13 protein-coding genes and 1 pseudogene are annotated in these 24,774 nt (G+C 58.6%); 8 read left to right on the top strand and 6 right to left on the bottom strand.

Annotated features, from left to right (window positions below; all coding sequences use genetic code 11):
* Positions 1-172: 172 nt before the first annotated feature.
* A complete protein-coding gene (locus ABIG06_RS17150; protein WP_124163635.1) occupies positions 173-1,054 on the top strand; it encodes a pantoate--beta-alanine ligase in 882 nt (293 codons plus the stop codon).
* Between the two features lie 1,553 nt (positions 1,055-2,607).
* On the opposite strand, the gene ABIG06_RS17155 is transcribed toward ABIG06_RS17150, so the two are convergent.
* Positions 2,608-2,742: a hypothetical protein gene (locus ABIG06_RS17155; protein WP_260374199.1), complete on the bottom strand. Its 135-nt coding sequence runs from the start codon at positions 2,740-2,742 to the stop codon at positions 2,608-2,610.
* A gap of 1,342 nt (positions 2,743-4,084) precedes the next feature.
* Here ABIG06_RS17155 and ABIG06_RS17160 point away from each other — a divergent pair.
* On the top strand, positions 4,085-5,320 hold the full coding sequence (locus tag ABIG06_RS17160) for a cytochrome P450 (protein WP_124163636.1): 1,236 nt from the start codon (positions 4,085-4,087) through the stop codon (positions 5,318-5,320).
* 1,195 nt (positions 5,321-6,515) lie between these two features.
* Positions 6,516-8,729, top strand: a complete 2,214-nt coding sequence (locus ABIG06_RS17165; protein WP_370137882.1) for a hypothetical protein — start codon at positions 6,516-6,518, stop codon at positions 8,727-8,729.
* Between the two features lie 774 nt (positions 8,730-9,503).
* On the opposite strand, the gene tnpC is transcribed toward ABIG06_RS17165, so the two are convergent.
* The 4 genes from tnpC to ABIG06_RS17185 form a co-directional block, all read right to left on the bottom strand.
* Positions 9,504-11,165: an IS66 family transposase gene (tnpC, locus tag ABIG06_RS17170; protein ID WP_124163996.1), complete on the bottom strand. Its 1,662-nt coding sequence runs from the start codon at positions 11,163-11,165 to the stop codon at positions 9,504-9,506.
* Positions 11,166-11,210: 45 nt separating this feature from the next.
* On the bottom strand, positions 11,211-11,531 hold the full coding sequence (gene tnpB, locus ABIG06_RS17175; RefSeq protein ID WP_370137884.1) for an IS66 family insertion sequence element accessory protein TnpB: 321 nt from the start codon (positions 11,529-11,531) through the stop codon (positions 11,211-11,213).
* Positions 11,532-11,554: 23 nt separating this feature from the next.
* Positions 11,555-11,956: an IS66-like element accessory protein TnpA gene (gene tnpA, locus ABIG06_RS17180; protein WP_074448291.1), complete on the bottom strand. Its 402-nt coding sequence runs from the start codon at positions 11,954-11,956 to the stop codon at positions 11,555-11,557.
* Positions 11,957-13,058: 1,102 nt separating this feature from the next.
* The gene (locus tag ABIG06_RS17185) at positions 13,059-14,405 is read right to left on the bottom strand and encodes an MFS transporter (protein ID WP_199752452.1); all 1,347 of its coding nucleotides are present in this window, start codon (positions 14,403-14,405) and stop codon (positions 13,059-13,061) included.
* 1,735 nt (positions 14,406-16,140) lie between these two features.
* Here ABIG06_RS17185 and ABIG06_RS17190 point away from each other — a divergent pair.
* Positions 16,141-16,728, top strand: a complete 588-nt coding sequence (locus ABIG06_RS17190; protein ID WP_036030845.1) for a hypothetical protein — start codon at positions 16,141-16,143, stop codon at positions 16,726-16,728.
* 830 nt (positions 16,729-17,558) lie between these two features.
* Positions 17,559-17,867 (top strand): hypothetical protein, encoded by a 309-nt coding sequence (locus tag ABIG06_RS17195; protein WP_245454677.1) that lies wholly within the window; start codon positions 17,559-17,561, stop codon positions 17,865-17,867.
* A 293-nt stretch (positions 17,868-18,160) separates the two neighbouring features.
* Here the strand turns inward: ABIG06_RS17195 and ABIG06_RS17200 are convergent, their stop codons facing one another.
* Positions 18,161-19,795, bottom strand: a complete 1,635-nt coding sequence (locus ABIG06_RS17200) for an outer membrane beta-barrel protein (protein WP_199752450.1) — start codon at positions 19,793-19,795, stop codon at positions 18,161-18,163.
* 762 nt (positions 19,796-20,557) lie between these two features.
* Here ABIG06_RS17200 and ABIG06_RS17205 point away from each other — a divergent pair.
* From ABIG06_RS17205 to ABIG06_RS17215, 3 genes and pseudogenes are all read left to right on the top strand, one after another.
* Positions 20,558-21,319 carry a hypothetical protein gene (locus ABIG06_RS17205; RefSeq protein ID WP_225114778.1) on the top strand — a complete coding sequence of 254 codons (762 nt, stop codon included), beginning with the start codon at positions 20,558-20,560 and terminating at the stop codon, positions 21,317-21,319.
* 139 nt (positions 21,320-21,458) lie between these two features.
* Positions 21,459-22,292, top strand: coding sequence for a prolyl oligopeptidase family serine peptidase (locus tag ABIG06_RS17210; protein WP_349629090.1), 834 nt, complete (start codon positions 21,459-21,461; stop codon positions 22,290-22,292).
* A 1,274-nt stretch (positions 22,293-23,566) separates the two neighbouring features.
* Positions 23,567-23,680 (top strand): annotated as a pseudogene (locus tag ABIG06_RS17215) (zincin-like metallopeptidase domain-containing protein); the annotation flags it as partial.
* Between the last annotated feature and the right edge of the window lie 1,094 nt (positions 23,681-24,774).

Raw genomic sequence — 24,774 nt, forward strand, 5'->3', positions numbered from 1 at the left:
TACAGTGCCCACGAGCTTAGATCAGTTTGATGCGGTCATTCGACTGTAAGCGGGCGTTGAAGCTCTTTGGAGCTCGTCTGCGTGCGCGGCCCACACAGGATGCCCCCGCCGCGCATCTTCCGAGATCCAAGCGCTCCACTCTTTTTGCGTTCAAGGAAACTGGAGTAAGAACATGCATCTGGCAGGTCTTTCCGCAGGCAAGGCGTTCATCCGGGAGGTCGCAAGAACAGGTCAGACCATTGGCACAGTACACACTCTGGGCGCCCTGCATCTTGGGCATGCAGAACTGATCAGAAGAGCGGCCTTGGAGAATGACGTCGCGATTGTCACAGTGTACCCGAACAAGATCCAGCTTAGACCAGGTGGGAGCTACAATTTCAATTTGGACGATGATATTGGACTTGCCCTACGTTCGGGAGCGACTGCCGTGATTTCCTCGAGCGACACCGAAATGTTTCCGCCTGGCTATCGAACGTTCGTATCGCAAGGTGACTATCATTTGCGTTTAGATGGGCCTGAGGCGTGCTTGAAGGAAGCCCTGACCGGTGCGGTCCGCTGGATCTGCTATGCGCGGCCAACTCGCAGCTACTTCGGCCTGAAAGATATCGGTCAGGCGATCCTGGTGAAGCGCGCCGTTGCAGACCTCCTTCTCGATTGCGAGATAAGGTTTGTGCCGACCGTGAGATACAAGAATGGAGTGCCGATTTCGTCGCGCTTAAGGCGATTTAGCCGGTCTGAGCTTGATGAGCTGTCATGCCTCTTCACGGCACTCAACCATTTAAGGGAAGAGATCGTCCGAGGAGCGTCGAGCGTCAAGGACCTTGTAGCGTCGGCTGCATCTCACATAAAGTTCCGACGGTTTAAATTCGATTATCTTCGGATTGTCGGCGGTGACAGCTTCGAAGATCTAGAGCAGGTCAAGCTCCCTTTCATCATTATTGGCGCGGCAACGGCTCACGGCCTGAGGGTTTTCGATAGTATCTATGTTCCAGATCAGGATACCCTCCTAAATGGTGCTCCGGATCTCTCGATCGATCTGCCTAAGCACTCGTAGCTAGACCATTATTCACCGCATGGCCTTCACGGAACTAGTACACTGGCCTGGCATGGAAACAGCATGCAAAAAGAAATCTGAGCTGATCGGTTGGCGCGCTAACATTTCCCCGACATTCACTGGGTGCGAAGTCTAACCAGCAGGCATCCCAGACTACCACCCGCTCGGGGGCCCAGCGCACTACAGCTGACACGGTCGTTACCAAACATATTTGCTCTACTCGACATTTCTGCGAGGGTGACATGTTTGATGTCTATTCGTAATAACAAGCGGGACTTCCTCGTCATAAGCAACGCTTCTGAGATGCCCGCACTTTACTCTTCCAATAAATGGCACAAGAGCAGAACTAGAGTTCTCAAAGTCAGCGACGAGGTAAAGTCGGCCGTTCAGCGACAGGGGTATTACGTTCGTAGCTTTCGAGTTGGCAAAAGGGAAATGATCTAGGGCTTGAACCAATAACGCAATGTCGGCTGACGAGGGCCAAGCGGAAGACATCTGCTCGGGTTGAGGTTGCCGGTTTCAGCCCAAAGCGGACACGTCGGAAGGAAGGCGCATCTGTCGGCAACGCCTAAGCATAAACTCGGCTCCGAAGCGGTGCTGACTGGATGGTCAATACTTTGCGCCTAGAGACGAAGTGTTACTATGGAGATCGGCACTATGAGTCCCATGACTGCTATTTCCTGGAGGTGCAGCCCACAAACATCATCGCGGGTCCGTGACTTATTTCAGCGTCTGAGAGACTCTTTGTGCTTCCGCCAGATCAAGCACGGGAGCGCAGCTATGCCGATCTCGCGCCTGATTTCCGGCATCAATTTCGCTCGTGACCAACAACACCTTTTCGAGTCTGGCTTGAACTGCGCTCTTAGGAAGCTTGGCTTGGTCGAGTCGATCATGGCGATCCAAACTGCGACTGATCGCAAAAGAGTGATTGAGGTTCATAGTCCTGGAGTGACTGACGCTCTTGCTGTGGGCGAGATGGCGGTTCGCGAGATCAGTCTGTCCAAAGAAGGAAGCATGCTAGGCGGGCGGTGTCGGTATGTCTTTTCGGCGTTGATCGGCAAGATGAAGAGGATGTCCACTCATCCGTCTCGCTGTCTAGGCTCTGACCGGGCTTACGCTAGTCCCGCTCGTGCTCGTCAACTCAATCTCCGCGAGGCGATCGGCTTGCTCTTTGGTCAAATTGACCGCCCAATTAATCCCAACCAGAGCCGGCCCCTTCCGTTGTCGACCCCATCCAGCCCTTAGCCCCCTGAGGACCTAAAAATCGGCGCGGTGAGAACGTCTTGTCGCGCACCGTCATGTTAGATCCGCACTTTTATCATCTGATCATCACCTGATCGTTACCCGAGTTCGCTCAAGACAACGCGCCTCCGTAACTCGTGCGCGGCAGCTTTCAAATCGCAGACTCCGATCAGACCGAGCTGCCTCAAGCTCAGGAGAGCAAGCAGGTCACACAGCTCGACACAAAGCCCAGCTCCCAATATGGCTATGGCGCGTTGCTCCTCCGCATCGAGATCAACCCGTGAATTGCTTTCCAGATGCGTTCCGGTTTCTCAAAAGCCAAACCCATGCCTGATGTGCCGGAGCATAGCGATCGCCGCGTCGGTGTACCGACCGTGCGTGAGGTATTGATCCAGTTGCGCTGTGGAAATCAGCGCCGCAACTGCCACCGTGAAGCCCTTGAACATTGGGCCTCTCCTGAAAGAGACCGCTAACCGGGCGTGTCGGAAAATCAGACGTTCTCAGATTGGCTGCCGCCTATGGCGACCTAATATGGAAATGCTGACAGTGAGTGGTAACTACTCTCTTAACGGGTGCGGTGGACGGGTACCCCGAAGCCGCTAGACCCGGTACCGGATGACCTACTCACGATTTCGAACCGGCGGGCTGAAAAGAAGATAGGCTGCATGATCCTTGGCGCCACGAAGCGGACCAAGCGGAGACCGCGTTCCGTATACGCGATCGGGCCATACGCGGAGACGCTGCGTGAATGAAAGAGGCCGCCAATCGAGATGGCCTCTTGTCGCATGAGAAAATTGCGCTGCTCAGAACGACAAGAGCGCTATCGCTGCGAGCACCGTGTTGAGAGCGCCAACGGCGATGATGGCCGCCGTAACGATCCGGTCATGGCTCATCACTTCCTCCACTACTAAAGAGAGGATCTCTTAACGCAGCTATCTAGGCGGGAAAAGCTCTCGACTTGATCATGCGGCGGGAGATCTCAGCGAATCGGCGCATTTGAGCGCCGGTCTCACTCTGACGTGCTGTTCGCACATTTGCCTCGGGCGGGCTGCCCCAGGTTTTGCTGCTCGACCTGACGCGAAGGCGTTCGGCTTCGGCGACTAGTCGGGACGGTGCTCCGTCATGCGCGGTCGCTCCGATTTGCCCCGCCTCCCACGTTTCTCGACCGAAACGGTTCCTGCAGCGTTTCGGTGCAAGGCTTCAGCCTCCATTTTACAGTGTCCGAGCCTTCCAGGCCGGACACCGCATCAGGTTTGAAGCCTCTCCGGCGCTCACCTTGCAGACCTGCGGACCTTACCTGCACCTGCTCGCGTCCGCATTTCAGAGCCTCCTCGCACCGCCCTCTTTCTCAGGTTACCCCACAGGACACCCAATGCGGGAACTACTATGCAAGAGAGGATTGCCCCTTCCAGCTTCGCCGCTTTGGGGTGCCTCGGCCAAGATCACGATGGGCGGCAGACTGCCGAGCCGCCTCAATTGGTCTCCCTGGACTCGAAACGACAGTGAGAGGTCGCAAAATGGCTGGCGACCTTGGGAGTGTGTATTCGATCGGATGTTGTCTCCCGCACAGCCGTCGTCCAGCTCGTGGTGACAGCTCTCAGTGATTGAGTAGATCGGGTCGGAAAGTCAATACGATCCTTACTGCCCGACGTGGTAGGGCTAGGCCAGCCGCGCTTTGAGATAGTCTGGTCGGGCGGCCCGTCGCAGCCAAACGCTCACGGCAGCTCGAACGGTGAATCGTGACCCTAGATCTGTAACCTCTCGGGAGCAAAATCTGCGGAGATGATCATGAGCAGGCGATCAGAAGATCATAAAGCAGATGACATTATCCCGCTGAGCGAGCTGGATGTAAGCGAAGGCAGGCGCTTTCAAGACGATAGCATATGGGGTTTCTTTGACCGGTTGCGAAGAGAAGATCCCATTCACTACTGCAAAGACAGCCCCCACGGTCCATATTGGTCCGTGACGAAGTATCGGGACATCGTAGCGATAGACACAAACCACAAAGCATTCTCATCAAAGCAAGGTGTCACTATTGTCGACGTGCCTGATAAACACTGGACCCAGAGTTTCATCAAGATGGGGCCTCCCAAGCACGCCGAGCAGCGCAATACCGTGAGCCCGATCGTCGGACCGGAAAGCCTGACGAAGCTCGAAACCTTGATCCGCTCTCGGGTCAGGGCGATTCTCGATGGCTTGCCGCGCAATGAAGCCTTCAATTGGGTAGACATGGTCTCGATAGAGTTGACGACGCAAATGCTCGCCACGCTCTTCGACTTTCCATTTGAGGATCGGCGACTACTGACCTATTGGTCAGACGTAGCTGTTACAACTCCGAAAGCAGGCCATGCGATCGACAGCTGGGACAAGCGAAGCACAATCTTATCAGAATGTCTGGACTATTTTACAGGGCTTTGGAACGAGCGCATTAATGCCGAGCCGCGCCTCGACCTGATTTCCTTGATGGCGCATTCGCCCGCCACACGCCATATGAAGCCGAGTGAGTTTCTCGGGAATCTGATTCTGCTGATCGTGGGGGGAAATGATACGACGCGCAACTCGATTACCGGCGGCCTCCTGTTCATGAGCCAGTACCCCTCCGAACTGCGAAAACTAGCCGACAATCCCAAGCTGGTCTCGAGCGCCGTGTCCGAGATTATCCGATACCAGACACCGATCGCGCATATGCGCCGCACTGCCGCGGTCGACAGCATCGTAGGCGGGAAACAGATCCGGAAAGGCGACAAGGTCGTCATGTGGTACATCTCCGGCAACAGAGACGAAGAGATCATTGAGAACGCCAACAGTTTCGTGATCGACCGGAAGAATGTGCGGCAGCACCTCTCGTTCGGATTCGGAATCCATCGCTGTCTTGGTCGACATCTTGCCGAACTGCAGTTGAGAGTCCTCTGGGAAGAGATCTTGGATGCGAGACTGGAGATCGAGGTCGTCGGCGAACCCGAGCGAATTGCATCTAACTTCGTGCACGGCTATTCGGCTCTCCCCGTGCGGATTGAAGCGTAGGCCTGGTCGCGCCAGTCCCCGGCCGCCGGTGCGCGGTCAGGGTGGATTGATCTGAACTAATGTTCAATCTGCGCAGATGGCTCGATCGACGCGAAGCATTTTTAGTGGGCAACTACTGATCGACCGGGCAGACGTTTGAAGTCCCCGTGAGAAGCGACATGTCAGGCGCGCGTCTCGACTTGCAAACGCCTGAGATGCCGAAAGGGCCTCAACGGCAACTCCGATGCCGCCTGTTCGGGTTGCCTTGTATAGCCGGAACGTGGAGGCCGATGAATTGATGCTGAAGATTGTAGCGGGTTGCAGCGATTTTCCTTGGAGAAGCGATTTGGATATTCCCCGAGTTGATTACCTCAAGCTCCCTGGGGAAGACCGGCAGTAATTTGGCAATGCCTGTGGCCGATGTTTCTCCTGATATCCTTCGGTGGCATCTACCTCATTTTCAGATAAGCGCTTCGCCACATGCATATGAAGAATATCTGGATCATTGCCGCGAAATAGTGGGAGCTATTCTGGTAGTGGAGCCGATACTCACCTTTCTGCTCTTTAGAGACGTGCGGACACCCAATTCGCTGGTCGGGGTGACGCTCGGTGTGCTCGATATGCTTGCTGCCACATTTCTATGAGTGTGATTTAACCGGCCTGGGCGGCGGCCCGGCTTTTGCGAGATATAGTTTGAGGGAGTTGCGCAACCTCGATTCTGCTCAGTTCCGACGGGCAAAATGTCGTTGCTGATGGCCTCCGACGTCTCGGCACACCCGTCGATGGCTGGTGACTTGGTAAACTCTTCGGTCGAAGTCTGTTTAGTGGATAGCGGGACGCGTGCGTTGCGAGCGAAGGTCTGCCGATCGACATACGCTGGCCAGTTCTGCTTGGCCAAAAATCGCCGTTCGGGAGGCGAGCGCGTTCCTGGCTGCTCTCTAGCGTTTGACTTGGCCCAGCTCGCGTGCATAGAGCCAAGGCGTTCGGGTAGGGACTATTCCGTGGGTAGGGCAGGTCGGACGCCGGTCACGTCTCAGCTGATCACACCGGCACTGATGCGGCTAGTTCAGCAACACGACCAAGCTGCGATTGAAGTGGAACTCAAGGCGAGGTCTTATTTCTTGTGCATCCAGATGAATGGCTCTTGGTCAGCTAGTCGTCAGCTAGGCGGCCTATCCAGACAGGCTGCGCACTCTCGACTATTCGGAGATGAAGTATGAAAGGTATTGGCCGAGCTGATTCATCACAGGGTGAGGCGGCGGGAGCCGACAGCGCCGGGGAATTGAGCCGTTCGAGCCTGGAGCCTGGTCTCTTCCCTGGGGAACGCGGTCAATCCTTCGATGCCGTCCTGGAGCGGATGCGCTCCGGGCCTCAAGACAGAACTGCGGCTTCAGATATGGCGGCGCCAACGCGCAACGAGATCAAGGCCGCAAAGCGAAATTTGGACAGCCTGCTTGAGAAGTTTGAAACTTGCCGTCGAGCGGCCATGCAACGCTGCAACTCGGAAAAGGCGCAAGAGCTGATCGATCGAGTGGTCGAAGCAGGCTCAACAGTTCTGGAGTATTACGCGAATCTGCCTTCCAATTTGGCGCGTCGTATCCTGCCCGACGATCAGGCTCGCCGGCTCCGCGACAACACGCTGGATGCGGGCAACCAATGTAACGAAGTAGCCACCGAGATTCTGTACCCACTTGAGAACAGGAGAAAGAAAGCAAAAGCCCTGCTCGACGAGGTCAAAGACACCGCTCCGCCCGACCAGCTGAGCCGCGTCGTTGCGGGCGTCGCGAACCAGTATGCTGCCTGCATGGACTGGTGGGGAAAGAAGGCGTTGCGCTTCGAGCGGATGCAGTCAGTCTGTGCGGCTACTGCCCACTTGCCAAGCAGCACGCCCGAGATGCGCAAGACCGAAGAGGGCCAACTCAGGCTCAATACGGGCTGGGCGCTCCATACCAGGTGCATGTATCTGCAATCGCGCATCGCTCTCGCCCAGCTCTTGATTGAGTCGCGAGCGAGCACGTTAGCACCGGACGTGCGAGCCGCCCTCATGGACGAGAGGGGGCAGGTGCGTCTGCTCGGGACCTTTGTTGAAGATGTTTTTCCGGCATTTATTTCGACGGGCGAGGCCGTTCGCGGAGGAGCGGTGCTCGACGCCGAGCACCGCGCCGTTCTGGAAGGAGTGATGGAACGGCTTTCGGAATTTGCATCCCAACTGAGGGGCATGCTTGAGCCCCTGAGGGAGGCTGGAACGGAAGCTGACCTTCCTTTGCAGTTGCTTGGCGAGATCGTGGACGGAGCGTGGGTGACGGCGAACGACGTCATGCGGCTGCTGGCATTGCAGCCAAAGACGGAAGTGACGATTGAACCGCCGGCTTGGGCTGCGCTTCCTGAAAACACTGCCCTGGTGGGTGAAGGCACTCCAGCGCGCAGAAAGGGCAAAGCAAAGCGCGGAGCAGCCGCGGGCGAGGGGAGTTCGACGGCCAGCCCGCCCGCGCCGCAACTGGGAAGGTCCGATGCCGCCGCGGCCGCGACGGGCAAGGTCATCGTGCTCTCGGATCTCGGTACAAAGAAACTCGCCACGCCGGAGGAGGCAGCTGCGTCATCCTCTGCGACCGATCACCTCCAGATGTGGCAGGCTCCGCCCTCCAGGAAGGCACTGCCGGGATTACTTGAGCGATTGGACGAGCTGCTGCAGTTCGATCTGCGGGCTCAGCAAAGCGCCGTCTCGCAAGCGCGCCAGATGAAGCCCGACGACGCCGAACATGTCCTGAATCGCGTGATCAAGCGCTTGCAGACGCAGTCCTCCGAGATTGAGGCCTGTGTAGCCGCGCTGGAGGAGCCTCGCCGAGGGGGCCTGCTCACCGCTGCGCAGGTGCCCGAAGTGCACGAAAAGATAGTCCGGCTTCAAAGGATGGGGTCCGAGGTTCAGGGGCAGGCAAAGTCATTGAGCGCGCGAAAGGCAGCAATCACGAGCGATTGCATGAAGACCTATGCGTTTCCATCGCAGAAATACCTTGTACAGTTACGGGCAGCGGGGGAACTGGCGTCAGTGGATCCACCTCGCGCCTTGAAGGGAGAGCCAGAGACGCTGTTTGAAATCAAGCTACAGCCCATGGCGCTGAGCAATGGCGCGACGCCAAGGCCGATGTGGGTACACATCCACACCAAGCGGCCGGTACATGCCTGGCAATTGGCAACGCTGGGCGATCGCGAATTCGCCGCTTGCCACGTCAAGTCTGACGAACAGCGCGGCTACAATCAGCACTGGCAGAACGCTCGAGCCGCCGAGGGGCACGAGAACGTCGTGATCCACCGAGGCAAGCTCACTCCCGCATTCTGTAGGTCCTTGTTGAGCACCGCCGCTGGCCAGCCATGGCAGCCCCTTCCCGACCCGGAGCACGCTTCAGCTCAGATGGCTCGACTGGGGATCTAGTGAGCTGGTTTTCTTGCGCCGGTGAGCCGTTCGGCGTCAGAGTTCATGCCTTTCGGACCGGCTCGGCGGATTGCCTGAGCTGCGCCGAGCCTCGTCGAACTCCAGCTTACACAAGGATGGAGCCGGGGAGAGAACACTTCTTACGGGAGGGGTATCGGCTGGCGATCCGGAGGATTGTCGGTCGTCGTACAAGCAAGCTGCCATTCCCTGCCCTGGCGAACATCGGCGCTCGGGCGAGAAGCTGGGCCGCTGACTATTGCAGGCGGGAGATATACCAGATGCTGGCGGCGATACGCCCGGTGTCACAGTGCTTTCACCTGCCTGCCCGCGGCGAACTGGCGCGCAAACTCTTCGGGCGAGCTTCAACGGATCGCGGATGGTCCGGATGTACGGGAGCTGAGCGTCCCGGCCGCTTTGACGAATCAAACCGGGCGGTGCACAACAACGCCGCCTGTTTGCTACTCTAGCATCAGGCTACGACGGCCCCAGCATCACGCCTCCTTGGCCTCCAAAAGATGCTGGGGCTTGTCGTTCTTCGTTGAGCGTCTCAATCCGAGTAAGTCGGAGCTTCTTCGTTTCAACTGCAATGGCGCCGGGCGCCGCGGAGACGATTTCAATACACCGTCGTATGGTCAGTCATTTCCCTGCTTTTTTCAGTCGCCGCCACGAGCGAGCAACGGTGGCATCGCCGGAAGAGCGTACGCATACCACGAGGACCGCCTGATTGACGCATGCGCGCGGGTACAGTTAGTTCTATGATCGGCGGGGTGAAGGTCAGGCGGCTTGCTGATCGGTGGGATTGGCTTGGCGCAGGAGCTTCCATTCCCAGGGCAGCAGTTCGTGCAGCCGCGACGTAGGAAGATCGGCGATCCGGGCGAGGACGTCGGCGAGCCAGGCCTTGGGATCGACGTCGTTGAGGCGACAGGTCGTGATCATCGTCAGCATGATGGCGGCCCGATCGGCACCGCGCTGGCTGCCAGCGAAGGTCCAGTTGCGCCGCCCCAAGGCGATGCCTCTCAACGCGCGTTCAGCGCAATTGTTGGTCAAGCAGACCCTGCCGTCGTCGAGGAAGCGGGCGAAGTCGTCCCAGCGCCTGAGCATGTAGTTCATGGGCTTCAGGACCTCGGAGGAGCTCGACAGGGTCTCCCGCTCGCGGAGCAGCCAGTCGTGCATGTCGTCGAGAAGCGGCTTGCTCTGTTCCTGGCGCACGGCGCGCCGGCCGTCGGCACTGCGGCCGTTGATGGCGCGCTCGATCTCGAACAGGGCGTCAAGACGCCTGACCGCTTCCAGCGCGATCGGGGAGACCGGTTTGCCTTTCTGTCCGTCCCGGGCGGCTTTCTCGATGTCAGCCAGTTCGAAGAAGCCCCGCCGCGCATGGGCCAGGCAAAATGCCGGCGTGATCGGCATCGCTTTCCTTTTTGGGTCGAACAACGGCTCGAAGCCGCTATAGCAATCCGCCTGCAGGATACCGCCGAAGACGGCCAGATGCTTCTGGGGATGTTCGCCCCTTCGGTCGCCCGAGGCGTAATAGACCGCCGCCGGCGGCGCAGGTCCGGCGAAGGGCCGATCATCCCGCACATACGTCCAGATCCGGCCGGTCGTGCACTTGCCCTTCGCCAGGATGCGGATGGTGGTGTCGTCGCCATGAAGGCGCTCGGCCGCAAGCACATGACGCTCGATCAGCTGGAACAGCGGCGTGACGGCGAAGGTCCCGTGACCGACCTGGTCGGCCAGCGTCGATAACGGCAGATCGATCCTCTCGGCCTTAAAGCGCACGCTCTGGCGGTTGAGCGGGATATGCATGCCGAACTTGTCGAACAGAATCGTCGCCAGCAATTGTGGGCCGATGAAGCCGCGCGGCGTCGCATGGAACGGTGCCGGCGGCTGGCTGATCTTCTCGCAATCGCGGCAGGTGAACTTCTCGCGTACCGTCTCGATGACCTTAAAGCGACGCGGAATCTCCTCCAGCGTCTTGGTCACATCCTCGCCGACCTTCGCCAACCGCGATCCACCGCAGCAGGCGCAGGTCCTTGGAGCCTCGATGACGACGCGCTCACGTTCGATGTCGTCCGGCCACGGCTTGCGCACCGGCCGCTTGCGCGTGAAGGCGCTCACGCTCTGGGTTTTTGCCGCGGCAGCCTGCGCAGCCAGCTCATTCTCGGTCGCCGTGGTGGCGAGTTCTTCGAGCTCCAATTCCAACTGCTCAAGTAGCCGCGCCGTGCGCTCGGAGCGCTGCCCGTGCAGTTCGCGTTTGAGCTTCTCGATCCGTAGCTCAAGATGAGCGATCAGCACTTCGCTGTCCGACAGCTCCGCCCGCGCGTTGGCGGCATCCGCGACCGCCACATCGCGTTCAGCCTGCAACGCCTCGCGCTCGGCCAGCAGCGCAAGGTAGGCGCTCGCGAGATCCGACGGAAGATCGCTCGGCTTCAATGTCATGAAGCCATTGAATCAGATCGAGCATCAGATTCAAACCCAAAACGATTATCCGACCCGCGTCGGACGCTGGGTTTCTTGCGGATTGCGCCAATCGATCCCGGACAGCAGGTAGCTCAACTGCGCCAGCGAGATCGTTACCGCTTCACCGGCAACCGATGGCCAGATAAACTTTTTTCTCTCGAGTTTTTTTGTGAACAAGCAGGCTCCCTGACCATCGTGCCAGATCACCTTCACAAGATCGCTGCGGCGACCGCGGAAGACAAACAAATGACCGCTGAGCGGTTCTTTGTGCAGCACCTCCTGCACTTGGAGGGCCAGCGATGGAAAGCCTCTGCGCATATCCGTGTAGCCTGTAGCCAGCCACACTCGCACATTCCCTGGTACAGAAATCATCGGCGTCCAAGCACATCGAGGACCCGCGCCAACGCCTCCGGATCGACGTGCGCATCCACCCGGATGCACCGTCGGTTGCCGAGATCGATCTCTATCAATCCAGTACGCGCGGCTGCCGCCGAGCGAACTCGGCCATCAACCGTAGGCAAAAGCTTCGGAGTTTCTTCAGCCGAGGCCGCTACGGCGGCGATCTGCACCGGCGTAAAAGATGGTGCAACTTGTTCCGATGTCCGTGCTTGTCGACGCCAGGTAAACACCAGGCTGGCCGCTACTCCGTTGCGCCGCGCAACCTCAGTTACCTTCGCGCCCGGTGCCAGCGTCTCCTCGACAATCCGTGCCTTGTCGTCCTGCGACCAACGCCGCCGCCGCTCGAGCCCGCCCAAAACTTCGACCCGCATCGCCTGATGACCTTAAAGCTAGACCTAAGGTCACACGCTTCGCGAATTACCACCCGTCACGCAAGACGGTCCTCGTCGGAGCGGTACGGAAGAGCATGCTCCGCCGCAAGATCAGCTTGGTGGACTGTTCATTGAGTCATGGCGCGAGCTCACGACAGCAATCCGTATGACTAGTTTGATCGATCTTTTACAGCTCGATTCCGTGCGGCCCTAAGCACCCGGTGCATCACTTCGCTTTTGATCTCGCAGGCGATCTCGTTGACGTTGAGGTCCGAGCGACCGCTGGGCCTCGGCATCGCCCGTCAGACCCGCTTCGGCCCCGTTGGTTCAGCCGAATTTGAAACTCCTCGCCCATCGCATCGATGAGCCGATCGTCCATTGCTGCGTACTTATCCATTCGGTCGATAGATCTGATCAAGAAAATCAATTTTACCGCTTGCAGCGTCGTCAGATAGACCGTCGAGAGCGGCTGGGGCTAACCTAGGGAAGCGATGTCTCGAATGAAAAAGTCTGTGTTAGTGACCGCGAGCGCCCTCGCGCTTGCAACGGCGGTGGTGCCTCCTTTTGCTGCAAACGTTGCCGCGCAGCCGGTTGCGGCGAGTGCGCCGGTAGCCGATACATCATATCCTGAGTGCGTGGATGACCCGTTGAATGGCATCTGCGATCTGTTTTTTTGCTTGACGGATCCCTCGTGCGTCCGGCACTGACAACGGGAAACATATCAAGCAGAGAATGAGGGTCGACCCTCGTGCGGCCGCTGCTCCGACAGCGGCCGCGTCCTTATGCCGTATGGTTGCGCTGGCAGATAGTATAAGCCGGGCCTATTTGTTCTCTAAAGGCTATGATCAGAGTGACGGCTCACTTACAGCCCGTCGGTGACGCCCGCTGATCGTGCAACTGCCGCATCGGCGAAGATCGGGTAAACGGAAACAAGTCATTTCAGACGGCGCCACTGCGCTCCGACAGGAGCTCCTGCTCGATGTAAAGCTGCTCCAATTTTTCAGGATAGATTGCTTTTACGTGCTGGCCCCATAGCCGTCCTCCGGCTCGATGTTTCGCATTTCGGGCATCATAGATGTCATCCTCACCTGTTCGGGTATGACTAAAGCAGCGGTCGTGGCGTTACGGCCGTTCGTCTATGGTCGGGCACATAATTGAGTGGCGCCGTCTCCGGCATCATAAGCATGGCACAAAGCGCGGCCGCGCCCGCGAAAAGCATGTACCAGGCGGGCACGAGTGCACTCCCGGTAAGATGGATGAGCCAGGTGACGATCGGTTGAGCTGTGCCTCCAAAAATCGCTATCGCAAAAGCGTAGATCGTCGCGAACGCGCGACCACGAATGTACTTGGGCAAACCTTCGGCCATGCTCACGTAGAAGGCGCTATACGGAATCGTTCCGATCAGGGTGAGCACGCCGAGACCTCCTAGAAGTGCGAAGGCACTGCGGCTCTCTGCAATCCACAAGAATACCGGATAGGTCATCAGCAATGCAGTGACCTGCGGCCATATCATGATAGGCCGACGGCCTACGCGGTCGGCGAGCAGGCCGCCCAACAGTGCTGCAGAAATTCCGACCGTGTTGCTGATGAGCGTAGTAGCAAAGGCGAGAGGCGTGGAAACGCGGAGGGTGTTCAACGCGTAGGTCGTCATGTATCCCGTAACATAAGTCGTGATCGTGCAGCTGGCCAAGATGACAAATCCCAAGCTCATGATGCGGCGATCGGTAGGCCGTCGCCCCTCAGGCTGGGTGACAGGAACCGGCGCCTCGGGGCGGTGCAGCGTTTCGGGCAGGACGCTCCGCAACCAAAATCCAAACGGCAACGTGGCCGCGCCGAGCAACAGCGCGACCCGCCATCCGTACGCATTGAGCGCTTCGCTTGTCATGGTGAGCGAGAGTATTTCTCCAACCAACGCTCCGGCCGTCGCAGCTACCTGTTGGCTCGCGGGCTGAAAGGAGACCGCAAGACCGCGGGCTTTGGTGGGGGCCGCTTCCATCAAGTAGGCTGTCGTTGGACCGACTTCACCTCCGAGAGCAAAGCCCTGCAGCAAGCGTGCGAAAATGGCTAGCAACGGAGCGGCAAGTCCTATTGTCTCGTACGATGGCGTGATAGCCAATAACAGGACCGCGGCGCTCATCATGGCAAAGCTGGCAATCATCGCCGGTCGGCGGCCGGCCCGATCCGAATACGAGCCGAGCACGATGGCTCCGATCGGCCTGGTCACAAAGCCTGCGCCGAAGGTTCCGAGTGACAGCATGAGGCTGACAAACTGGTCAGTTGCCGGGAAGAACGCCTGACCGATCTGTATTGCGAAAAAGCTATAGGTCCCGAAGTCGTAGAATTCGATGATGTTGCCGATGGTTGCGCCCAACACCGCGCGGCGTGTCAAGCGTTCGTCTGCCGGACCGAGGACCGGCTCCAGCCTCTCTGGAGTAAATTGCCTCGCCATCCTCGACCTGATCTGGAGCGCGATCCATGGCCCGAACATTTCGACCAGACAGGTCGCGCAAAGTTGCATTCCACTTGCCCGAGTTCGTCCTCACGGCCATCGCCTGTTCACATGTAGGCTAAAGCGTGTCACGACGAACCTCACGGTAATCTCTGCAATAAAAATGCCCGCCTTTCGCGGCCCATTTTACCCTTGATCTGATGACTGGCCTTGCCGGCAAGACAAATATGAGAACCTGCTATAGTTGTCGGGCACCCAGACATTGCGCTGCTTTGGCGAGTTTGAGACAAATTGGCGGGTGCCGAACACGATCGGCGATGTCTCGCGCCCTTTCAGCCTCGGCCAGGTTGCGTCCGCTCCGTGAGGCGTCAGCGGGCCACGCCTTTCGTCGCCAAGCCGATTGTCGCCGCTCAGCGCGCCTGCGGCGGTCTCTCGCGCGCCGGGCAAGATCCACCACTCATCGGTGCTCCACCTTTGTGTCGCGGCCGGGTCCCGTCTAGCGGGCGAACCGGCTGCTCACGGGTCGCTCGCGTCTGGCGACCGCCAAGGCCCAGGTCGTCCGTCATAAGGTGCGTTCGGCGCTGCCCGCCCGCGCATGTTGGCTATCTCCTGCGCGAGGGCCTCACCCGGGACTGGGAGAAGGCCCGGCTATTTGGCCCAACGGCGACGAGGCCGATCTCAAGTCGTTCGGTGAGCGCTGCCAAAGGTTCAGGGGCGTACATCTTGGTCAACCACTTAGAGAGCTGTTAAGGCAAACCAGCGACGCATACCCAGGAGTTACCGTTCGTGCGCCCGCAACGGGCGAGCACGAATGTGCCCTACGGTTCTTCGCCAACGGACGCTTGGAGGAAGCGGACATTTCAGCGGCGACCTCGCCACCGCGCGCACGAAATTACGACGATTTTCCTTATTCAGGACACCAGTGAATTCTCTTTCCAACGCCCTGAGACGAGTGCCATCTGCATGACGCAGAGCGTCCATAGCAGCCGGGACAAAGTTGGCGGTTCCTATTGCCTCACCTGAGGATGTAACGTTCCGCTTGCCCGATGTAGCTCCGGCTGTCAGTCCGAGGTTGTATCATGGCGCGCAGGGTTCGAGGCACTGGGGACTTCGCGGAGTACCCACTACACGCAGCGGCAGTCCCCGGATCACCGGCACCGAGCACCCTTAGCCGTGCGCGGGAGGATCGTCTCAGCTGCTTTTGCGTCTCAGCGATTTCGTTCTCTCAGGTAAACACTTCGCTCCGCGGTTGCCGGACTCTCACGTAGGTCTCGCTTTCGTCTGTTCTCGCGCTGGCGCGGCTATCGCGGTCATTCTGGTTAGCGGCCCCGAGCATAGGCTCGAAGCGTCCGCCAGAACGACGGGTCGCGGGCAGAGGTCGAAATGCACATGTTCGGTGCAAGACTGGGTCTGGCCGCGGTCCGCATCACCTGGACCTCCTAACCAGCTTTACGCCCAGGTGAACGCAATGCACGACGCAGACCCACGCGCCGACTGCGAGGCCAGGCGGAATGAGACTTGGCTCGGAGATGATCGCATCAGACGTGGCAGATGCGGCTGCGGGTTTGTCTCCTTCTTCGACCTTTGTCAGCTTCTCGAAAGCCAGCCTCTTTAACATTCGACCTTGGCCACTCGATGACGAAGCCAGCCATCTCTGAATTCGTGACGAACTCAGCTCATTCCCTGGGGGAGATCTTCAAGAAGCCGTTGTTCTCACAACAGAAAGGAGAGCTTTATGGATCCGAACCCGATCGACAATGCCCGTTCCCCGGAATCGCCAACAGCGCACGTCTGGACACAGGAAGATCATGATTTGTTCAGTCAGATCATGAATGAAGCTGGCCCATCATCACCTGCCGCACCTGAGGAAGCGGTAGATGTCACATTCGCCGCTCCACAGAGATTTTTACACGGTTCGCAAATCGCCCCTGACGCGATGGTTGAGAGGCTGTTCCACCACGGTCTCTTGCCGGACTCGGACCAGCCGACGATGACCTATGAAATCCAAGGTCACCGCTACACGGCCGGTTTGGATGAGTCCAATCGCGTTCGTCTTGTTCATAACCCTGCGGAGGACCAAGTGGTTGGGGTCGGCCGGGCGGGGGTACCGGACTTCGGAGCCTTCTTCGCGGAGAAATGGCGCTACGGAATGCCGCTAGCACAGCAATGGGCCACACCTGCTCTAATGGAGAAGCTGCGCCACGACGGTTTTATGCCGACCGCAGATAACTCCACCACGATCCTACTTAACGGACGGGCCTACAAAGCCGAATTAGCCGAAGGAGGGTTCGTTAGGCTTACACGGGAGACAACCCCGCTGTGAACCGATCGCGCGTGGCTGGAGGCCTGCGATCACTTCGGTTGTCCTTAGCTGGAGAGACATTCGCCCAATAGTGGATTATTCGCGCAGCCAGTGGGTACGCATCCTCGGGCCCACTGGCAGCCCACGAGATGAACGGTCATCCTGGACGTTTCGTCCGCGTGGCGCCGGCCTGTCAGTCCCCCCTGCCATATTGCCTGGGAATTGCCTCATCTGAGGATGTTAGTTTCGCTTGATCGATGTAGCTCTGGCTATCGGCCAGTCCGGGATTGCACCATGCCGCGCAGGATCGGAAGTTTCTGGAGACGCGCGGAATGCCCATTACACGCGGCCAGCGCCGAAGCTTTAGCCGTGCGGGATGATCGTCTCGGCTGCTTTGCCTCTGAGCAATCCCAGCAAGCTCTGCTATGGTGTGGTGCAGGCCGAACTGTTCGGGGCGTTGCTTCGCGAGGCGACCGAGAATTGCATGCGCGGTCAGACGGAGCTCGGCCGCAAGCCAGCGCTCGATGTCGGCTGGGTCCGCGCAAGTTGGGTAGCGAAACCGCTGACCTGGAGGGGTTACTCGGAAACAGCGAAGGCCCTGCCTAGATAGCCTCGGCGGACGCGCGAGGTATTCTCAAGGAGCTGGCAGCAAAGGTCGCGTAGCCGCAACCACTGCCGCAAGTGGCTTCGCGCAGCGGTGGGATCGCGTAAGCGTATTTGTCGGTCGGGAGTCCGGTCAATTGGCACTACCAGATCTGGGCGTTTTGCAAGCAGTATCGCCGTAGGATCACGGCAATGAGCGCATGCACATAGGTGTGCGCAATCTGCTTCGAAACGCGGAAAAGAACGCCATGGCGAACATCAATCTCAATTCCAGATCTCTTGCAGGTGCACGCGCCGGACAGCGGGCCATCACCGCCCTAAAAGTCATTGTATGGAGAGCGCTGGCCCCGAGACGCCGAGGTTTCCAGATGACACGCGGAATGAAGCCGATGGCGCGGATGGTCGCAGCAACAAGGCGCGCGCTCGCCATGTACGATCTCGACCGGTGCTGCGCAATCTGGTGGCTCTATAGTCTCCATTTCGGATTCACCGGCGACGTGATGTTGGGGCTCGCTGCGGTCTCGGTTGCCCACGAGAGATCCCGCTGCGGAATTTAGAAATCGTGCATCGAGCGCATCCCAGCCCGGTCGCAATGGCGCGCACAATCGGCTTTGAAGCGAGTTCGTCCGGACCAAGAAATCGAGCTGTTATTAGTGGACGAGCTTTGGTTCGGGGGCAGAGTTGCGCCCGCCTCATCAAAGGCGGGTGATATGCAATCGTAGCAACCCGGCGAACAGCGTGATCGCGACATGCCAATCCTCGGCGGCAATTGCGCGCCGAGGACTGGTCATCAGCAAACTTCAGAACGGCATCTAAGAATCTGAAGTCGGGAGCCTCGTTAGTGAGGTCCTTAATTGAGCTTATAAGAGGCCTGAAAGCACGTACCCCACCGTTCCATGCTGTACTTCGCAAGAATGCGCGGGTCACCGACGCAGCCGCTGCTGCTGCACAAAGAGTCGCTGTCCTTTTTGGTCCACATGGCCCAATAGCGGCCACCGACCCCGACGCTGATGTTCTGGGTGAGGAAGTAGGACAACACGCCCGCAATCTGGACTCCGCCACCACCATTGCCGCGTTGTTCGTCAAAGGTGGTCTTGGGACGCAAGAGATGATAGTCGCGGCCTTTGAAATCGGTCCAGGGCAGGTAAGCGACATCAGCATTGAGGCGCCAGCGCTCGGTCAGCATAGTTTCGGCGCTCAGGCCGATTCGAGGCGCATTCCATTGAGTATCCTCCACACCGACGATCCTAGTGTCGCCCGGCTTCAGACATGCTTCATCCTGAGGCGCGACCCGAACGCAACCAATGGTATCTGAGCTCTGGCTGTAATAGGCCCAGCCTATAAATGCACCGACCTTGTAGTTCGCGCTGCGCAGGAAATCGTAACCGGCGTCCGCCGTGTAATATGCGAACCTTCCGTTTGACTGACCTGAAAGAGTATTTTGGTACGGGTATCCTTCCTGCTGGACCAGCCAATCTTCGTCGTTCATCTTCCCCTTGTTGAAGCTTCCGATCCCAAGGTTGCCCTTCAGGAACACTCCCCAGGGACTGTCGACCCGGCCGAATACCTCCCCCGAAAGCCCGTTCAGTCCGTGATAAGTGAGCCGCGATACGAGTATGCTGGGGTCTAGGGCATCGTTATTATTAAGTGCGCTGTGATCCCATTGGAATCGTCCCCGGCTCAGCCAGAGCCGCGAGCCGCCTTCGAACGACCAACCAGGCGCGTCGGGAATGGATGGTACGCTGCCCGCTGATTTCGCATACGGCGCATCGGACCTTGGTGCGGCCTCTGGGTCCACACCAAAGTGGTAGTTCAGACCAACTCTTCCGATGTGATAGTTGCTGGATAGGCTGGTTGTGTTCGCCGGCAGAATCGCAGGCGGAGATAACTGCACTGTCGAAGCGGTGGCGACACTTGGTCCGCCGAAATGCAGATAGTCATACTCGACATTCACCGACCATGCCGGCGTAAGGGCTCGCTCGAGACCGAGCGCGATCACGCCGCCAACTCGGCCATAATCGAAATGGGTTTTCTCCTGTGGCTGGTTCTCCGGTTCCACGTTGTTGACGACGTCGCCCCGATTGTTTTGCCAGGCTACGCCTGCCTTGAGATAGGCAAGCGTTTGCCCGAGCGGACCGAAGGCGTAGCCGATGCGGCCGATCCCGGTCGCAAAGAGGTTGGGACCTGCGTTGCAGTTTGCGCTTACAATCAAGTGGGAGGCGGCTAGGCAGGTGTTTGAGCCGTTGGCGGCAGCTGCGCTGGCATCCAGTTCGAGGCCGAACACCCAACTGTTGTTCTGCCAATTGTAGCCGATCTGGCCACCTGCGACGAACGATGGAATATCGACGCTGCCGCCATAGATCGACGGGCCAAAGGGATTGCTAAAGGAGGTTCGGCCGTACCCGCCGCCGGCGTGACCGCCAATGTAGCCTCCAGACCAGTTCCACACCGCCGGTGGCAGTACTTGTCGCTCGAGGTTCGCCATAGCTCTACCCGATGTGACGCGCGCCATCGTCGTAGCACCCAAAAAGAGAACTCTTGATCGCATAATGATTGCCTGCACTTTCCCGAGACGCGGTCCCGCTCGCTAAGTATCGCCGCACGGCAAATCGTCGCAGCGGCCAGACACGTAATGACGCGCCGGGCCGCTCCGAAGATCATCGCACCACGATTGGTGATGATGTCCTGAACGAAGCAAGCCGCGTGCCGGACTAATTCGTATATTTTGCAGGAGTTTCCTAAGAGTGTGTCGCGTCAACTCTCTACGTTGGTTTGAAGGCGGACAATTGAGCGTCGGTAGCACTGCATTGCGCGGCGAGGGTGGAAGGCGCGCGCATGTGCGACTTTCATGTTTTTTCGATTGCAATGTGCGCGGACCCGTTCCGCTCTGACTGAACAGCGTCATTCAAAGTGCAGTGTTCTTTTCCAGCACGAGCTGCCGTGACGGCCAGCGGCCGGTCGTTGCAAGTTTAGTTCGTGTTAGTTTTGGGAGCGTGAGTGCGCGAGAAAGCGAGCTCGTGTCCGGACCACTTTAGCGCGCCCGTTGTCTTGCGGCTTTCGTCGGCTTCGCGGCGTCCTCGAATGCTTTAGGGTGACCGGCGCGATATCCCTTCGCACAAGGTTTGCGAGGTCCACATGCTCAAGGCAATTCATGCCCAGCAGAGTTGTGAATGGCCGAACGGAAGGCGCAAGCGATCGTCGAAGATTTACGGACTGCGACGATGAGCAAGGTGGCCGCCGCGCAAACATGCCGCCCTTACTAAGAACCGACTGTCCCAGCCAAAGCCCCCGATGGGAGACCATCCTCGACGTGGATGCTCTCGCTGACACGGACAAGAAGAACTGGGTTCTTAAAAGGGTGGGCTGCCTCCCGCCCGAGGAGCGCCTATGCTTGCTCAACCTGTCCGAGGGCGGAAAGGACGCTGTGTTCGTCCGGGAGTTCGACGCAGTCGCCAAAACCTTCGTCACGAACGGCTTCGCACTCCCCGAGGGAAAACAGCAGGTCACTTGGGTAAATAGCGACACGGTCCTGATTACACGAGATTGGGGCGAAGGGACCATGACGCAAGCCGGTTACCCTTTCGTTGTGAAGGAGCTCAAGCGCGCTCAGTCGCTCGCGGAAGCGCGCGAGGTCTTCCGTGGTGAGCCGACCGATGTCGAGGCCAAACCATTCGTGCTGCGCGACAGTGAAGGCACGATCCATGCGACCGGCGCCGTCCGCAGGATCGGTTTCTTCGAGCATGAGTATGTTCTCTTTGGGTCCAAGCCGATTAATCTCAATCTGCCAAAGAAGGCGACCATTGGGGGCATCGCGAGTGGTCGCCTGCTGATGACGCTAAACGAAGACTGGATGCCGCCGTCCGGAGATACCCCTTCTCAGCCGGCTCGATCATCTCGTATGACCTGGCCGAATGGAGGCAGGATCCGCTGCGCGCCATGCCCACCCTCGTTTTCAAGCCTGGACCTCGACAAGCGATCAGCGGATTCACCGCCACAAGAAACTTGTTAATCCTAACGATTCTCGACAATGTTCAGAGTAGGGCGTTCGTCTACAAGTACAATCAGGCGCCTGGCAGGCCAGGCCGATCCCGCTTCCAGAGAATGCGAGTGTCGGGCTAGCTGCGGCATCGCATGAAACGGACGAGGCGATGTTCACCGTCTCCAGCTTTCTTAGCCCGACGATGCTCTGGTACTTCGACGCCGCAACCGAACGCCTTGAGACCCTGAAGACGACCCCTCCTAGGTTCGACGCCTCGAGACTTGTCGTCGAACAGTTCGAGGCAATCTCGCGCGATGGGACCCGCATTCCTTACTTTCTGGTACGACCCAAGAGCGCAAGATTTGACGGATCAACTCCAACGCTTCTCTCTGGCTATGGTGGGTTTCAGATTCCACTCATCCCCTATTACGCGGGTCCTACCGGACGACTCTGGCTCGAGCAGGGGAACGCGTATGTCGTCGCGAACCTGCGCGGCGGCGGTGAGTTCGGGCCCCAATGGCACCAGACTGCTCAAGGAGCAACGAAGCAGCGGACATGGGATGATTTTATCGCCGTCGCGGAGGACTTGATCCGGCGCAAAATCACTTCTCCCCGCCGGCTGGGCCTGGTCGGCGGTAGCCAAGGAGGCCTCCTGGTAGGCACCGCAATCACCCAACGACCCGACCTCTTCAATGCGGCCATCTTACAGGTGCCGCTGTTCGATATGGTTCGGTTCACCAAGCTGGGCGCCGTAGCCTCCTGGATCAGCGAGTATGGCGATCCCAGCACTCCCGAACAGCGCAAGTGGCTCGACGCCTACTCGCCCTATCAGAGGTTGGTGCCAGGCAAGACCTACCCGGGCCCCTTCATTCTCACGTCCACCAAGGACGACCGCGTGCATCCAGCGCATGGCCGCAAGGCAGCGGCGAGGCTCGCTGCGTTGGGCCAACCGTACTTCTACTATGAGAATACCGACGGGGGCATAGCGCCGCCGCCAACCTAATTGAACAGGCACGCCAGATCGCTTTGGAATATACGTATGCATCCCGGCGGCTTGTCGATGAGTGATGTCGAGGACGAAGATCTACTTCAATGATGAGGCTTGGCGGACGACGTTATCGGCAGCGGCGTCAGACCCGTCTTTGCTCATTCTCGGCGGGACGATCTCCCTGGGGGATGAATCCGGGCGATCAGCTACGCCCTCAGTCTCGCGTATCAGTCCGGGTAGGTCACTCAAGGCCGATTTCTCCTTGATACCCACCAGGCATTTCGTGTGAACAGCCCTCAGGGCAAAGCCGCTGCGTCAGCCTCTCGATCCCGTGGCTAACTTCGTTGGCAGTGCGGATGCGGATAGGGATAGCGCCTTTCTCATCAAGTCCCCTCGATAGGCGCCGGCGCATCCGCGCTGCGTTCCATCTATTGCTGACCGGCCTATATTGCTCAGTCGTGCGATGCTGTATTTCTCTCGCACCCTAGAGCCTACAATTTAAGTGCACAATCATCATCTGGCTCGCTTATCGTCGATCCGCAGTCGGTTGGAGGCTTACTGGAATTCCACCAATGCACTCCGACAATCGATCGATACGCGGAGTGCGACGAACATGGCAGTACAATATGCACGGCAGAGGGATGGGGGCGCAAAGCACCGAATTCGCAATTTGACGTCACAGAGACCTGCCCCCAACGGGGCGGAGTATCTAGATGGTGTGGTCCGCAACCGACAATGTCTCACTGATCAGCAGCCTGAACCGTCCGGGTGTCCTGACGTCGTGATGGCTGACAGCACGAAAGCATGTCTGAGTGGTTGCAGAAGTTTCCGTGGCGGATTGAGCGGGTGTTGATAGCCCACACACTATTGACCGACTGCGCAAAGGCCTGTCAGGTTGCGGTAAGCTATCACAGATACAGAGCCCTTGGGGTTAACGGGATGTGACAGGGACAGCGTTATCGCTCCAGATCGATCAGCGCCGAGTCACTTTTCCGCTAGTCTCAACGGCAGTGCGGATGTGGTAGGGACTAGTTGGCCTGGTTTCAGCCCCCGAGCCGGTTAGCACCGAGCCGCGCCCGCACTGTTTTACATCTTGCCCCGGGACCAATCCCGCTAGCTATCTCCGACAAGCTTCGCAGGTACTCTGGCGAAGGTCGGTACACCACCCGAAAAGGTGAGGGCCACGTACTTCCATTCCTGCCGCAGCGCGCGCAAGAGTGGCCTTGTATACTGCATGCCGCCACGAGAGCCGCCTGAACCGCGAGTTCGGCCGCTAGCGCTTCGGCGTTGAAGGCTATGCCATGGGAGAGTTGGTCGCGGAGCTTGGCGCGGGCTTCCTGTCTGCCGATCTCGGCCTAACACCGGAGGTGAGGGAGGATCACGCCTCCTATATCGGCTCTTGAATCAAGGTGCTGAAGAACGGACGCGCGATCTTCACGATCTCGTCCAATGCCCAACGGACGGCGGACTTCCTTCATAGGATTCAGGCCAAAAAATTCCGTCGCGACCTGAGCCGCGGCGGCAATCATCGATCTGGACCTCGTCATTTTAGCTCCAAATAGCTTAGGTCTCCAATGGACTCTGGACGAAGTTGTTGACTGGGCGTCCTCCGACTTACAGCGGGGCGGATTTTTCGCACCGGTTTCAGATAGATAAATCGCTGCGGCTGCAAGCATTTTGATTGAGGATGCATGGGTTTGAAGCCGAGGCCCGGTCTCAATCGCGGCGACCGTATCGACCCTGTGAGGTCAACGGCCCTGCTCACTCCTTGCATACCACGATGTCCGTAGATGCTGCGCGAGCGCTCGTCCCCCCCCCGACCATGGGTTGCGAGTCCGGCTTGTGTGCGAAAGGCTCGAGGCCGAGCCTGATAACCAAGTCCTTTCCAGCCGACATAGACCGCAAGACGTGCAGCAACCACGAACTGCCGGGCGGCAACACAAGCCAGACCGTGAAAGCAATTAGTAAGCCGCCATTGAGGGCGAGAAATACGGCTCGTTCACTCATGAGGATCAGCGGACAAAACTTGCGATCCGAGTAACGCTGCTCGTCGATGACCCAGATCCTTCAAAATAGCCGGGGTCAGATTAAGGGCCGTCCGCAATGGTCGAAATCCATGCGTTTGGAAATGCTGCGCAATGATTGATAGTCCGCGTGTCGTATGCCGAAAGGCAGCCGGCGCCTTGCATCCCACGAGCAATTTGGGATCCGAGGCGCGCCTTGGCATGGGTGCAGCCACGCATCGAGCGGCGAGGGGGCAGCATGGCTCGCAACGTCGAGCGGCGAGAAGGAAATGCTCATGCGGATTGATCCCACGCACATGAGCGCGCGCGGCTCATGGCACGTGAGGAGGCGCCACTGGGTGTCACATCCGAGCAAGGCGACACCGAACAGGCGAGGAACTTGCCGCAGCGGAGCGGGGATTGCTGAGCCGGTACCAGGGTCTACTTTATGTCTCTGAAAACGTTAGTACTTCCGTTGACCGAGAATGTCGACC

The organism is Bradyrhizobium sp. USDA 326 (genome assembly GCF_049739485.1).
GTDB lineage: Bacteria > Pseudomonadota > Alphaproteobacteria > Rhizobiales > Xanthobacteraceae > Bradyrhizobium.

Excerpts from the sequence above, each read along its gene's own strand:
- ABIG06_RS17165 (WP_370137882.1), top strand. The coding sequence starts at position 6,516 with ATGAAAGGTATTGGCCGAGCTGATTCATCACAGGGTGAGGCGGCGGGA.
- tnpA (WP_074448291.1), bottom strand. The coding sequence starts at position 11,956 with ATGCGGGTCGAAGTTTTGGGCGGGCTCGAGCGGCGGCGGCGTTGGTCG.
- ABIG06_RS17185 (WP_199752452.1), bottom strand. The coding sequence starts at position 14,405 with ATGGCGAGGCAATTTACTCCAGAGAGGCTGGAGCCGGTCCTCGGTCCG.
- ABIG06_RS17155 (WP_260374199.1), bottom strand. The coding sequence starts at position 2,742 with ATGTTCAAGGGCTTCACGGTGGCAGTTGCGGCGCTGATTTCCACAGCG.
- ABIG06_RS17210 (WP_349629090.1), top strand. The coding sequence starts at position 21,459 with ATGTTCACCGTCTCCAGCTTTCTTAGCCCGACGATGCTCTGGTACTTC.
- tnpC (WP_124163996.1), bottom strand. The coding sequence starts at position 11,165 with ATGACATTGAAGCCGAGCGATCTTCCGTCGGATCTCGCGAGCGCCTAC.
- ABIG06_RS17195 (WP_245454677.1), top strand. The coding sequence starts at position 17,559 with ATGGCGAACATCAATCTCAATTCCAGATCTCTTGCAGGTGCACGCGCC.
- ABIG06_RS17190 (WP_036030845.1), top strand. The coding sequence starts at position 16,141 with ATGGATCCGAACCCGATCGACAATGCCCGTTCCCCGGAATCGCCAACA.
- ABIG06_RS17150 (WP_124163635.1), top strand. The coding sequence starts at position 173 with ATGCATCTGGCAGGTCTTTCCGCAGGCAAGGCGTTCATCCGGGAGGTC.
- ABIG06_RS17200 (WP_199752450.1), bottom strand. The coding sequence starts at position 19,795 with ATGGCGAACCTCGAGCGACAAGTACTGCCACCGGCGGTGTGGAACTGG.
- ABIG06_RS17205 (WP_225114778.1), top strand. The coding sequence starts at position 20,558 with ATGCCGCCCTTACTAAGAACCGACTGTCCCAGCCAAAGCCCCCGATGG.
- ABIG06_RS17160 (WP_124163636.1), top strand. The coding sequence starts at position 4,085 with ATGAGCAGGCGATCAGAAGATCATAAAGCAGATGACATTATCCCGCTG.